We start from the raw sequence: 12919 nt of genomic DNA, 5'->3' as shown, positions 1-12919 counted from the left end.
GACTGCTCTGAACTGGCCAGTGCCAAAGCTGCGTTCGCACGCATCCTGTGACGCAGAGCGTCACGAACTGCGTGCCGACGCGGAGCATCGGCACGATAATCATCTGAATCCGGGCAAACCCGCTACTTCCAGCCCATCCGCCATGTATCCGCCTGCTGCAGCACCTGCCACGGCAGTCGTTCGCTGCGCTGGGTCAGCACGGCCTGCAGTTCGATTTCCAGCACAGTGCCTTCTTCATCCTTGAACAGCTCAGTCACCAGAAAATGTTTTTCCCGGTTGAGCGGGGTGGCTGCGGTCCATTTCGACAGCAGCAGTTTGCGAGGGTTGATCTGATTCATTGCAGGTGTTCCAGCAGTCGGCGTGCCGATTCCTGGCCACTCAGCCAGGCGCCTTCGACGCGACCCGACAGGCACCAGTCGCCACAGACATAAATGCCCAGGTCGGCATCCGACAGCGCGCCCCATTCATGAGAGCCGGCAGGTCGTGCATACAGCCAGCGGTGCGCCAAGCTGAATACCGGCGCGGGCATGGCGCAACCGATCAATTCCGCAAATGCGCCGTGCAAGTGTTCGATAACCTGTTCTCTGGAGGCGTCGAGGTTCTGCCGGCTCCATTGGCTGGTGGCGTGCAGGACCCAGCTATCGAGCGTATCGTCGCGCCCTGGTTTGCTGCGGTTGCGGGCCAGCCAGTCAAGCGGGCTGTCCTGCACAAAGCAACCCTGCATGGGCGTTTGCAAGGGTGTTTCGAAGGCCAGGGCCACTGCCCAGGTCGGGTCCATCTTGACGCCTGCCACCACACTTGCCAGCTTCGGTGCGGCAGCCAGCAGAGCAGTGGCCTGCGGCGCCGGGGTGGCGATGATCACATGGCTGAAAGGGCCGTGATTTTCGCCTTCGGCATCCAGCAGGTTCCAGTGCTGCTCCCCGCGAAACACATCGGTGATGCGGCACGAAAATGACACTGGCAAGTCGCCGCGCATGGCCCGGGTGATGGCGCTCATGCCTGGCTCGCCCACCCAGCGTACCTGCTCATCCGGCGATGGGCTGAGCCTGCCGCCGTGAAAGTTGTAGAGCAAGGGCGTCCACTCGGCGACGTGCCCTTGAGCCTGCCATTGCTTCACGGCGGTGGCGAAACGCCGGTCACGAGCGGTGAAATATTGTGCACCCATGTCCAGCGAACCTGCGTCGCTGCGCTTGCTGGACATTCGACCGCCGCTGCCGCGGCTTTTGTCGAAAAGGTGCACCTGATGCCCGGCTGATGTAAGCGCCTGGGCTGCTGAGAGTCCGGCGATACCGGTACCGATGATTGCGATAGGGACAGTCATAGGGGCCTCGTTACCTTGTCTGTACAGACTACGCCGTAGTTAAAACCTGTACAATCTTCTTCTTTGGTATAACTTGCAGTGGTTTTGGAATTTGCCTGTTGAGTCACATTGCTGCTTTGAGAGTCGAACGGGGCAGCCATAAAGGCAAGGGCCTCATGGCTGCGCTCCATTAAGCTGTGGCCTATGGTTCAACTGACAGTTTCGTTTTCCGGACAAGCGTCACGGAGATCGTCACTGGTAAAAATAAGACTACTCAATTGTCACGTACGCCACGCGAGGTTATCTGCCATGCACATATTGCTGACCGGTGGTACTGGTTTGATAGGACGAGCGCTCTGCCGTTTCTGGTCTGCTCAGGGCCATGAACTGACGGTATGGAGCCGAAAACCCGCCGATGTCGCCGAGCTATGCGGCGCCTCGGTGCGTGGCATTGCCAGCCTTGATGAGCTGGGTGCGCAGCCGGTGGATGCAATCGTCAATCTGGCGGGCGCGCCTATTGCGGATCGCCCCTGGACCCGCAAGCGTCGCCTGCTGCTGTGGGACAGCCGCATCGGGCTGACCGAACAACTGCTGACCTGGCTGGGCACCCGCTCGCAAAAACCTGCGCTGATGATTTCCGGTTCTGCGGTCGGCTGGTACGGCGACAGCGGCGAGCGTGAAATCGATGAAACTTCACTGCCTGCCAAAGAAGATTTTGCCAGTCAGCTGTGCAACGCCTGGGAAGAAACCGCGCAACGTGCCGAGTCGCTGGGTGTGCGCGTGGTGCTGATCCGTACCGGGCTGGTGCTGTCGGACCGCGCCGGCTTCCTGCAACGCCTGTTACCGCCCTTCAAATTCGGCATGGGCGGGCCTATTGGCAATGGCAGGCAGTGGATGCCCTGGGTTCACATTGACGATCAAATTGCGGCGATTGATTTTCTGTTGAATCTGAATGAAGCAAAGGGTCCTTATAATGTTTGTGCGCCATCACCGGTGCGCAATCGTCAGTTTGCCAAGGCACTGGCAGGTATTCTGCATAGACCGGCATTCATGCCTATGCCTGCGCTGGCCCTGAAAGTATTGCTGGGCGAACTTTCGGTGCTGCTGCTCGGTGGTCAGCGTGCCCGGCCAGAGCGTTTGCAGAAAGCCGGTTTCACATTCAAGTACACCGAACTCGACACTGCCCTGCAAGATTTGCTGGGTCGCCACTGAACGCTTTGAAATAGGATGTTGCATGACCGATCACGCTTTGTTGCTGGTCAATCTGGGTTCGCCTGCTTCTACTCAAGTGGCAGATGTGCGCAGCTATCTGAACCAGTTCCTGATGGATCCTTATGTGATCGACCTGCCGTGGCCCGTTCGCAGGCTGCTGGTCTCGCTGATTCTGATCAAACGACCAGAGCAGTCCGCGCATGCCTATGCGTCCATCTGGTGGGATGAAGGTTCGCCGCTGGTGGTGCTGAGCAAGCGCCTGCAGCAGGCGATGAAAAAAGAGTGGTCGCACGGGCCGGTCGAGCTGGCGATGCGCTATGGCGAGCCGTCTATCGAAACGGTGCTGACGCGCCTGTCAGAGCAGGGCTTCAAGAAAGTCACTCTGGCGCCGCTCTATCCACAGTTTGCCGACAGCACAGTGACCACTGTGATTGAAGAGGCCAAGCGCGTGGTGCGCGCCAAATCGTTGAAGATGCAGTTCTCGGTTTTGCAGCCGTTCTACGATCAGCCTGAATACCTGAGTGCGCTGGTGGAGAGCGTGAGGCCGCATCTGGAACAACCTTACGACCACTTGTTGTTGAGTTTTCATGGTTTGCCCGAGCGGCATCTGCACAAGCTCGACCCGACCGGCAAGCACTGCCTCAAGGACGATTGCTGCATGACCGCGCCTGCCGAAGTACTTGCCACCTGCTACCGCGCCCAGTGCATACAATCGGCGGCGGCGTTCGCCAAGCGCATGGGCATTCCTGACGGCAAATGGTCTGTGTCGTTTCAGTCACGTCTGGGGCGTGCCAAGTGGATCGAACCCTACACCGAGGCGCGTCTCGACGAACTGGCTGCGCAGGGCGTGAAAAGGCTGCTGGTCATGTGCCCGGCATTCGTGGCTGACTGCATAGAGACCCTGGAAGAGATCGGCGACCGTGGTGCCGAGCAGTTCAAGGAAGCGGGGGGAGAGGAACTGGTGCTGGTGCCGTGCCTGAACGACGACCCCAACTGGGCGAAAGAGCTGAACAGACTATGCGAGCGCGCACCGCTGATGCTGTGATGCGCCGCACGCAATAGTCGCAGAACTATCGTTCCTCACGCTCCAGCGTGGGAATGCCTTGGGTGACGCTCTGCGTCACAGGTCTGTGCAGCGCCACAGCTTCAAAATCGGACGCGAAGCGTCCAGAACGGCATGCCGACGCGGAGCGTCGCACGATAGTCAAACTATCGTGCCTCACGCTCCAGCCATTACAGCAACTGATCATCCGGCTTGTTGCGCTTCCAGCTGTCATGTCCCGGCAGGACCAGATTGAGGATGATCGCGGTGATGGCGCACAGGGCGATGCCCTTCAGGCCAAAGTCGTTCGGACCGTTGCCGGTGCCGATCAGTACGCCGCCGATCCCGAATACCAGCGTCACCGAGACGATGACCAGGTTGCGTGCTTCGGCCAGGTCGATCTTGTGGCGGATCAGCGTGTTCATCCCCACCGCTGCAATCGAACCGAACAGCAGGCACAGAATCCCGCCCATTACCGGCACCGGAATACTCTGCAGCAACGCACCGAACTTGCCGATGAATGCCAGTGTTATGGCGAAGAACGACGCCCAGATCATGATCTGCGGGTTGTAGTTCTTGGTCAGCATCACTGCGCCGGTCACTTCGGCGTAAGTGGTGTTGGGCGGGCCGCCAAACAGGCCTGCCGCTGTCGTGGCGATGCCATCACCGAACAGCGTGCGATGCAGGCCCGGCTTTTTCAGGTAGTCGCGTCCGGTCACACTGCCGACTGCGATCACGCCGCCGATGTGCTCGATGGCCGGGGCCAGAGCAACCGGGACGATGAACAGAATCGCCTGCCAATTGAATTCCGGTGCGGTGAAGTGCGGCAGTGCCAGCCAGGCCGCGTCAGCAATCTTTTTAGTGTCGACCACGCCAAAGTAGAACGACAGCGCAAAGCCCACCAGCACACCTGAGATAATTGGCACCAGACGGAAAATGCCTTTGCCGAACACCGCCACGATCAGAGTCGTGAGCAACGCGGGCATCGAAATCAGCATGGCGGTCTGATAAGGAATCAGCACTACGCCGTCGCCGGTCTTGCCCATCGCCATGTTGGCCGCAATCGGGGCCATGGCCAGACCGATGGAAATAATCACCGGCCCTATCACCACCGGAGGCAGCAGCCGGTCGATGAAACCTGTGCCCTTGATCTTCACCGCCAGACCGAGAAAGGTGTAGACGAAGCCTGCCGCCATCACGCCACCCATGGTCGCGGCCAGACCGAACTGGCCCTTGGCGAGGATGATCGGGGTGATGAACGCAAAGCTCGAGGCCAGAAACACCGGCACCTGACGCCCGGTGACAATCTGGAACAGCAATGTGCCAAGGCCTGCCGTAAACAGCGCCACGTTTGGATCGAGCCCGGTGATCAGCGGCATCAATACCAGTGCGCCAAAGGCCACGAACAGCATTTGCGCGCCGGAAAGAATCGTGCGCCACAGTGGATCGTTGAACTCCTGCTGCGTCATCGGGTTACGCGTCCTTCTGTTTGGTGCCGAAAATCTTGTCACCGGCATCGCCCAGGCCCGGAATGATGTAACCGTGTTCGTTCAGACGCTCGTCGATGGAGGCGGTGTAGATCATCACGTCCGGGTGTGCCTTCTCTACGGCCGCGATGCCTTCAGGTGCCGCGACCAGAACCATCGCGCGGATTTCCTTGCAGCCAGCCTTCTTCAGCAGGTCAATGGTGGCGACCATCGAGCTGCCGGTGGCCAGCATCGGATCGATGATCATTGCCAGGCGCTCGTCGATTTCCGGCACCAGCTTTTCCAGATAGGTATGCGCTTGCAGAGTTTCTTCGTTGCGGGCCACGCCGACCGCGCTGACCTTGGCACCCGGAATCAGGCTGAGGACGCCGTCGAGCATGCCGATACCGGCGCGCAGGATCGGCACGACAGTGATTTTCTTGCCCGCGATTTTCTCGACTGAAACCGTACCGGCCCAGCCCTGAATGTCGTAGTTTTCCAGGGTCAGGTCGGCGGTGGCTTCGTAGGTCAGCAGTGCGCCGACTTCCTGAGCCAGCTCACGAAAATTCTTGGTGCTGATGTCGGCACGGCGCATAAGGCCGAGTTTGTGGCGGATCAGTGGGTGACGGATCTCACGAATAGGCATGGGGAAAGGCTCCAGCGGGGCAAAAATCGGTCTAGGTTAATCTATTCAGCTGTTACTGTCTTAAAGCACGTGCAGTATCGTTACGAAGCTTCGACGTTCGCGGCTTTTGCAAGACACTCGCAACGTTAGTCCAGAATCACTTGCTCTGGCTTGAACGGATGCGTACCTTTGCCCGCTTTTCTCAAACTGCCTTACCTGGAGAGCGTCATGTCCGCTGATCTCGAGCATATCCGTCAAATCATGCGCGAAGCCGACTGCCTGTACACCGAGGCCGAAGTGGATGCTGCCATTGCCCGCGTCGGCGCGCAGATCAATGCCGAACTGGCCGAACGCAACCCGGTTGTGTTCTGCGTGATGAATGGCGGCCTGATTTTCTCTGGCAAGCTGCTGACTCATCTGAACTTCCCGCTGGAAGCGTCCTACCTGCACGCAACACGCTATCGCAACGAAACCACTGGCGGCGATCTGTTCTGGAAAGCCAAACCCGAAGTATCGTTCATCGACCGTGACGTGCTGATCATCGACGACATCCTCGATGAAGGTCACACCCTGGGCGCCATCATCGACTTCTGCAAACACGCCGGTGCCCGCGCTGTGCACACTGCCGTGCTGATCGATAAAGACCACGACCGCAAGGCCCGCCCGGACCTGAAAGCCGACTACGTAGGCCTGCCATGCATCGACCGTTACATCTTCGGTTTCGGTATGGACTACAAAGGCTACTGGCGTAATGCTGCCGGCATCTATGCCGTCAAAGGGATGTAAGGCATTCTGACGACCGCTTCTGCAAAAAGGAGCGGTTGTCGATTCGCAATTATCTGGAAACCCTCAATGAAGCTACTGATTCCCGGCGCTTTTGTGTTGGTGCTGTTGTCTGGTCTGGCAGTTGCTGCACCTGCTGCGCCGGTATCGGCCAGCCCGATGCATGAGCAATATCTGCCGCCTGATGACCTGAGCCTGCGTGAGGGTGCGCCCGAGCAGCAACAGTTGATGCGTGTCACCGAGTACACCATCGTTGCCGGTAACCAGCGGCAATCCAGCCAGCAGCCGATTCCGGTTACTTCCCCGCTGTCGTTGCGCCTCAAAGGCAAGTCGCTGAACAAGGGCGCGTCCATTTCTCAAGTGCTTGTGCACTTTGATGGTGGCGACAGCAAAAGCCTGAAAAAACCGACCTACGACGAGCCAACCAGCACCCTGACGCTTTATTACCCATTGGCCCAGTACCGCGTGCTGGTCGACTTGCTGCGCAACGAGAAGGTTTATTGCCAGTTCCTCAGTTACGCCAACGGGCATATCTGGGCCGATTTGCATACCACCTCTGCACGTGCGCGTTGAGCGCTGTGCTTGCCGAGGGGTAAACTGCCCGCCCGTGAAAGTGTCTGCGACCTGCTGGAGCCTGTAATGCGTAAAGATAAGAAGCAGCTGATTGGCGATGAGATCGGCGATGAGCAGATCAAACTGTTCCTCGACTTCGAGCCCTATGATGCTACCTCGCCGTCGCTGCACAAACTGATCAAGGCCTACCGTGGGCTGCGCATCAACGATTTTGAGCGCTTTCTGGTTTTTTTCAGGGAAGCGGGCCACGACTTCGATGGCAAGGACGAGCACGGCAACGACTTCATTGCCCTGATCAAGGATCAGCGCAACGCCGATGAATACATCGAACTGATCGAAAAAGCCCGTAGTTGAAACCTGAATTTGGCTGAAACGCTTTTCAGGTGGGAGCGAACTTGTTCGCAAAGGCTTTATTTCGGACGATAAATCCTTTGTGAATGACGCGCCTCTTCGCGAGCAAGCTCGCTCCCACAGTAATATGTATTATCAGTTAATCAACCAACGTTTCAGCCCTATTTGCGCGCCTGATACGCCTTGCCGTAATGCCGTTCCAGCCTGGACTGCAACAGCTCCAGGCCGATCGACATGATCCAGTACAGCACCGCTGCGGTGGTCAGCATTTCGATGTATCGATAGCTGGAGCGGCCATACGACTGGGCCAGAAACATCACCTCCCAGACGCCCATCACTGAAATCAGTGACGAATCCTTGAGCATGGAGATGAACTGGTTGGTGGTCGGCGGAATGATCGTGCGCATGGCCTGGGGCAGGGTGACGCGCCAGAATATCTGCGCAGAGCGCAATGCCAGGGCCAGTGCGGCTTCTCGCTGTCCGGCTGCGACGCCGATGATTCCAGCGCGAAAAATCTCGCTCAGGTAAGCCCCGTAGTTGAGCGACAGCGCAATAACCCCCGCCGTGATGGCGCCGGGCACGATGCCCAGTTGCGGCAAGCCGAGATAGATCAGCAGAATCTGGATCAGCAGCGGCGTGCCGCGAAAGAACGAGGCGTAAAAGCTGGCGATGCCGAACGCCACCGCGCTGCTGGAAAGCCGCGCGAGTGCCGTGACAAAGCCGAGCGCCACCGAGACCACGATCGAGCACACTGACACGAACAATGTCAGCGCCGCGCCCTGCAGAAAGCCGTTGGGGGCCAGATGCAGCCCGATCAGATTCGGCAGTTTGTCGAGGATGATCGACAGCTTCAGATCGAAACTCAGAAAGAAGCCGGCGAACAGCGCGAACATGACCAGCCAGGTCAGGTACAGCCGCGTACGGAAACCGAAAACTCGCTTGAGCAGGCCTTGATCAGCCTGCTCGGGTGGGCGCTGGGGCTGGAAAGAAGTCATTTGCTGATATCAGCACCGATCCACTTTTGCGACAGCTTGCTCAGCGTGCCGTCTTTCTTGAGTTCGGCGAACACTTCGCGAACCTTGGCGTCCCATTCCGGGTCGTCCTTTTCGATGGCCACGGAGTTGGGTTCTTCGTACAGCGTTTCGCCTGCCAGCTTGAAGCGCTTGTCCTGGTCCAGACGCGGTTTTGCCGTCACCAGATTGGTCAGTATGGCGTCCAGCCGCTTGCCAGCGCCCAGCCCCAGGTCTTGAAACGCCACATTGTCGTTGTCGTACGGGGCAATCTGCACGTCGTCGAACGGGTACTGCAGTGGCTTGTCTTCCGCACCATCGATGACCAGATTCTTGTTCAGGTAGCTTTCGTAGCTTGAGGCGCTGGTCAGGCCGACTTTCTTGCCGCTCAGGTCTTTGGCCGAATGAATGCGATCATCCGAGGCGTTGACCACAATCACCGCAGGCGATGCGTAATACTCGACCGGGAAGTTGAAGACTTCAGCGCGTGCCTTGCTCGGGGTCATCGAGCATACGCAGATGTCGTAACGGCCGCTCCAGTGGCCTGCGGCGATGACATCCCAGGAGGGCGTTTCGAGGCGCAACTTGACGCCCAGCTTTTGCGCCACGGCCTTGGCGACATCCACGTCGAAACCGTCCAGTTCGTTCTTGTCATTCAGGAAAGAGAAGGGCGGGTAACTTTCCATCAGGACGTTGACCAGCTCTTTGTTTTTCTGCACGCGATCCAGCGTGGCACCGGCCAGGGCTTGAGTGGAGGCAGCCAGAGTGACCAGGCCAATGCCCAGCAGAGCGCGATAATTCACAGATATCCCCTGAAAAAAGTGTTTGTAGTTTGATTAAAGGGCCGTATTAAATACGTTATACAAGACTGACTCATAATGAGTTTTTTTCATATACATATAAGCAGATCACATATGACGCAAGGCACAACTGTAATTCTTGATGGCGGCATGGGCCGTGAACTGCAGCGTCGCGGTGCCCCGTTTCGCCAGCCTGAATGGTCGGCTCTGGCATTGAGCGAGGCACCTGAGGCCGTCAGTGCGGTACACGCCGCTTACATCGAAAGTGGTGCTCAGGTCATCACCAGTAACAGCTATGCCGTCGTGCCTTTCCATATTGGTGAAGAGCGCTTTGCCCGTGAAGGTCAGGCATTGGCTGCGCTGGCCGGGCAACTGGCGCGTGAGTCGGCCGACGCTTCTGGCGGACGTGCACAGGTGGCAGGTTCCATTCCTCCATTGTTCGGCTCCTATCGCCCTGACCTGTACAAGCCGGAGCTGGCCGCCGATGTCCTGAGGCCGCTGGTGGCCGGCTTGTCGCCGTATGTCGATCTGTGGCTGGCCGAGACGCAAAGCTGCATTCTTGAAGCGCAAACCATCCGCGCCGGGCTGCCTAATGACGGCAAACCGTTCTGGTTGTCGTTTACCCTTCAGGATGAAGACACCGATGAGGTGCCGCGTTTGCGTTCAGGCGAGCCCGTTGCCGACGCGGCAAAGGCTGCCGCCGGGATGGGCGTGGCGACGCTGCTGTTCAATTGCAGCCAGCCAGAGGTGATCGGCGGTGCAATCGATGCGGCGCGTGAGGTGTTCAAAGCCCTGAACGTCGACATTGCCATTGGTGCCTACGCCAACGCTTTCCCGCCGCAACCCAAGGACGCCAAGGCCAACGACGGTCTGGATGAGCTGCGCGAAGACCTTGACCCGCAGGGTTATCAACAGTGGGCGGCAGATTGGGTAACGCGCGGTGCCACACACATCGGCGGCTGCTGCGGAATTGGTCCGGAGCACATCGCTGTATTGTCCAAAAGCCTCTGACTGACATTCGCAACAAAAAGCCCCGTGACTCGGCAGAGCCACGGGGCTTTTTGTTTATACAGCGTGTCAGATGCGCAGGGCTTTCATGCCACCGCAATCAGCTCAGGCGAAACTCTGTTCCTGACTGCTTTTCTCGACCAGCTCCAGCGCCTCGTCATTCTGGGCGCTGACGCGGTTATACAACTGCGCGTCGGTTTCGAGGATCTTTTCCCGAGCCGGGAAAATCTCGTCGAGTTTGGCAGCCCACTCGGTGCGGGTTTTCTCCGGGAAGCAGCGTTCCAGCAGTTCCAGCATGATCGACACGGTGACAGAAGCCCCCGGCGAAGCACCCAGCAGGGCGGCCAGTGAGCCGTCCTTTGCGGACACCAGCTCGGTACCGAATTGCAGCACGCCGCCTTTTTTTGCATCTTTCTTGATGATCTGCACCCGCTGGCCGGCAATTTCGAGACGCCAGTCTTCGGCTTTCGCTTCCGGATAGAAGCGGCGCAGCGATTCCAGGCGTTGCTCCATCGATTGCATCACTTCGCTGACCAGGTACTTGGTCAGGTCCATGTTGTCACGGGCCACTGCCAGCATCGGTTTGATGTTGGCGACGCGTACCGATAACGGCAGGTCGAGAAACGAACCGTGCTTGAGGAACTTGGTGGTGAAGCCGGCATACGGTCCGAACAGCAGGGACTTCTTACCGTCGACGACGCGGGTGTCCAGGTGCGGCACCGACATGGGCGGCGAACCCACGGCTGCCTGGCTATAGACCTTGGCCTGATGGTGTTTGACCACTTCCGGGTTGTCGCAACGCAGCCACTGGCCGCTCACCGGGAAGCCACCAAAACCCTTGCTCTCTTCGATGCCCGACAGTTGCAGCAGCGGCAATGCTGCGCCACCTGCACCGAGGAATACGAATTTGGCATCTATCTCACGTGTGCCGCCGCCATTCACGTCCTTGACGCTCACTGTCCAGCCTGCGCCGTTGCGGGTCAGGTTGGTGACCCGGCTGCGGTACTTGATCTGCGTGCCCGGAGCGCTGGACAGATGGCTGAGCAGTTGATTGGTCAGTGCGCCAAAATTGACGTCGGTGCCGTTCATCATGCGTGTTGCGGCAATTCTTTCATCAGCAGGCCGCCCAGGCATCATCAGCGGCATCCACTCGGCCAGCTTTGCCTTGTCTTCGGTGTATTCCATCGACGAGAAGGCGTGATGCTTGCTCATGGCTTCAAAACGGGTCTTGAGGAACGAGATGCCGTTTTCGCCTTGCACAAAGCTCAGGTGCGGGACCGGATTGATGAAGGAACGGGCTGAACCGAAGGTGCCTTTGCGCGCCAGGTAAGCCCAGAACTGTTTCGAGACTTCGAACTGGGTGTTGATGTGCACCGCTTTCTTGATGTCGATGGAGCCATCAGCCGCAGGCGGCGTGTAGTTCAGCTCGCACAGACCAGCGTGGCCGGTACCGGCGTTGTTCCACGGGTTGGAACTCTCCGCAGCACCGGAGTCCATCAGCTCAACGACTTCCAGCTTGAGGCCGGGGTCGAGCTCCTTGAGCAATACCGCCAGAGTGGCACTCATGATGCCCGCTCCGACCAGTACTACGTCGACTGCTTCGTTATGCGCCATTAACGCGTCTCCAAAATCTGCAGCACCAAATTGACGGCATACGATCCTGAGGCTGGTTGCCAGGTGTTCGGGGTCTGGATCAAAAGGGTGCCCTCGCTTTCCTGGCCAGGATCGCCTGACCGATTCTTCGCAATTTTCCGCATCTAAAGCGCAGGTCCCGGTCAGGCCCGGTCATGGTTCATCAATGTTTCATGAACGCATTTCCAGGCCCACAAGGCCATTCGACCATCGTCAGGGAGCCCATCGCCCGATGGGCTCCTGTCGATGGCGTCAGGCTCCGGTCATGGAGGCGCAGTCGCGGTCAGTCCTGTTCAAGAGAGCCGGTTCAGAGGCTGATGGTGCATTTACAAACGCGTACCTATTCATTTGCTCGCCACACTCTTGTGAAGTAGTGAAACCCGTTTTTCACGTCCTTTTGGGAACGTGAACCAAACCTCAAAATGGCTGCGATGACAGCGCTGGCAGGTCAGGGGCACCAAGAGTGAGGCGCTGGCGGGCGAGAAAGGTTCGATCGATTCGAGCATTCTTCACCTTTCATCGAGCACACTCGTGCGCACATGACCTGTGTGGGCGGCTCTCTGTGGGCAGTACGAAGGCGCTAATACGGCGATTAGCAATGCTGCGAGGCCCGATCAGGAGACGTCCTTATAATCGGGGGGAGATTATAGCGATGAAATGGCAGGAATTGATCGCTTTAAATGACTTTTATTCGCTGTCGGGTCAGGCGGTGAGCAACTGGCCGCGCGTTGAACGCGCGCTACGCTGCGCCACTCGGGCGCTGGCGGGCAGTGGCTGGTTCAGCCAGGCAAGTCGTTGCTCGTTCACTTCCACCCATTCGACGCCAGACGGGCGTTGCGCACAATGCTTGAATGCGCGGCAGATGCCCGTCTGATCAATGCGTGCGTAATGGCGATGCTGGTGGCGTGTGGTGAACAAAGACCGGAACAGATTCATGGCGCAGCTCCTGTGACGTGGATGAGCGTCTGTGCGATGAGGGCGAGTCTGCCGACTGGATGTGACGCCCTGATTACATTGCGCTGCACGAATGATTGCCTGAGCTGCTGCCTGAACCCCGAGACGTGCCGAATGTCCGAGGCTTAACGGTCAGCGCCCTCTGGTTAGCGGCTGTTGCTGG

14 protein-coding genes are annotated in these 12919 nt (G+C 58.4%); 6 read left to right on the top strand and 8 right to left on the bottom strand.

The genetic code is table 11. The features are described from left to right. Positions 1 to 122: 122 nt before the first annotated feature. On the bottom strand, positions 123 to 338 hold the full coding sequence (locus RYB66_RS02070) for a TIGR02450 family Trp-rich protein (protein ID WP_002552164.1): 216 nt from the start codon (positions 336 to 338) through the stop codon (positions 123 to 125). Beyond that, entirely contained in the window at positions 335 to 1321 is a 987-nt protein-coding gene (locus tag RYB66_RS02065) for an NAD(P)/FAD-dependent oxidoreductase (protein WP_316893625.1), read from the bottom strand. The genes RYB66_RS02070 and RYB66_RS02065 overlap by 4 nt, the downstream gene beginning before the upstream one ends. 288 nt (positions 1322 to 1609) lie before the next feature. Here RYB66_RS02065 and RYB66_RS02060 point away from each other — a divergent pair, with 288 nt between their 5' ends. Both RYB66_RS02060 and hemH read left to right on the top strand, forming a co-directional pair. Next, positions 1610 to 2512, top strand: a complete 903-nt coding sequence (locus RYB66_RS02060) for a TIGR01777 family oxidoreductase (protein ID WP_002552166.1) — start codon at positions 1610 to 1612, stop codon at positions 2510 to 2512. 22 nt (positions 2513 to 2534) lie between these two features. After that, positions 2535 to 3557 (top strand): ferrochelatase, encoded by a 1023-nt coding sequence (gene hemH, locus RYB66_RS02055; protein WP_004660393.1) that lies wholly within the window; start codon positions 2535 to 2537, stop codon positions 3555 to 3557. Between the two features lie 188 nt (positions 3558 to 3745). Here the strand turns inward: hemH and RYB66_RS02050 are convergent, their stop codons facing one another. Continuing rightward, positions 3746 to 5023: a uracil-xanthine permease family protein gene (locus RYB66_RS02050; RefSeq protein WP_002552169.1), complete on the bottom strand. Its 1278-nt coding sequence runs from the start codon at positions 5021 to 5023 to the stop codon at positions 3746 to 3748. A 4-nt stretch (positions 5024 to 5027) separates the two neighbouring features. Then, complete coding sequence (gene upp, locus RYB66_RS02045) at positions 5028 to 5666, bottom strand: uracil phosphoribosyltransferase (RefSeq protein ID WP_002552170.1); 639 nt, start codon at positions 5664 to 5666, stop codon at positions 5028 to 5030. 207 nt (positions 5667 to 5873) lie between these two features. Here upp and RYB66_RS02040 point away from each other — a divergent pair, with 207 nt between their 5' ends. From RYB66_RS02040 to RYB66_RS02030, 3 genes are all read left to right on the top strand, one after another. Next, positions 5874 to 6431, top strand: coding sequence for a hypoxanthine-guanine phosphoribosyltransferase (locus tag RYB66_RS02040; RefSeq protein ID WP_002552171.1), 558 nt, complete (start codon positions 5874 to 5876; stop codon positions 6429 to 6431). A 66-nt stretch (positions 6432 to 6497) separates the two neighbouring features. Next, positions 6498 to 7001: a hypothetical protein gene (locus RYB66_RS02035; RefSeq protein ID WP_005746210.1), complete on the top strand. Its 504-nt coding sequence runs from the start codon at positions 6498 to 6500 to the stop codon at positions 6999 to 7001. Between the two features lie 66 nt (positions 7002 to 7067). Further along, positions 7068 to 7355, top strand: coding sequence for a PA4642 family protein (locus RYB66_RS02030; RefSeq protein WP_002552173.1), 288 nt, complete (start codon positions 7068 to 7070; stop codon positions 7353 to 7355). A 158-nt stretch (positions 7356 to 7513) separates the two neighbouring features. On the opposite strand, the gene RYB66_RS02025 is transcribed toward RYB66_RS02030, so the two are convergent. Next, a complete protein-coding gene (locus tag RYB66_RS02025; protein ID WP_057405219.1) occupies positions 7514 to 8347 on the bottom strand; it encodes an amino acid ABC transporter permease in 834 nt (277 codons plus the stop codon). Continuing rightward, on the bottom strand, positions 8344 to 9165 hold the full coding sequence (locus tag RYB66_RS02020) for an ABC transporter substrate-binding protein (protein WP_002552174.1): 822 nt from the start codon (positions 9163 to 9165) through the stop codon (positions 8344 to 8346). Before RYB66_RS02020 ends, RYB66_RS02025 begins: the two co-directional genes overlap by 4 nt. A gap of 111 nt (positions 9166 to 9276) precedes the next feature. Between RYB66_RS02020 and RYB66_RS02015 the strand changes: the two genes are divergently transcribed. Continuing rightward, positions 9277 to 10173 (top strand): homocysteine S-methyltransferase family protein, encoded by an 897-nt coding sequence (locus RYB66_RS02015; protein WP_054083671.1) that lies wholly within the window; start codon positions 9277 to 9279, stop codon positions 10171 to 10173. 102 nt (positions 10174 to 10275) lie between these two features. Here the strand turns inward: RYB66_RS02015 and mqo are convergent, their stop codons facing one another. Together mqo and RYB66_RS02005 are read right to left on the bottom strand one after the other, a co-directional pair. Next, on the bottom strand, positions 10276 to 11784 hold the full coding sequence (mqo, locus tag RYB66_RS02010) for a malate dehydrogenase (quinone) (RefSeq protein WP_002552176.1): 1509 nt from the start codon (positions 11782 to 11784) through the stop codon (positions 10276 to 10278). 720 nt (positions 11785 to 12504) lie between these two features. Beyond that, the gene (locus tag RYB66_RS02005; protein ID WP_004659896.1) at positions 12505 to 12738 is read right to left on the bottom strand and encodes a hypothetical protein; all 234 of its coding nucleotides are present in this window, start codon (positions 12736 to 12738) and stop codon (positions 12505 to 12507) included. Positions 12739 to 12919 lie beyond the last annotated feature (181 nt).

Source organism: Pseudomonas syringae group sp. 243L2, assembly GCF_032587875.1.
Classification (GTDB): Bacteria; Pseudomonadota; Gammaproteobacteria; order Pseudomonadales; family Pseudomonadaceae; genus Aquipseudomonas; species Aquipseudomonas amygdali.
The sequence above is the reverse complement of the archived record's forward strand: the minus strand, read 5'-3'. Positions and strand labels throughout refer to the sequence as shown.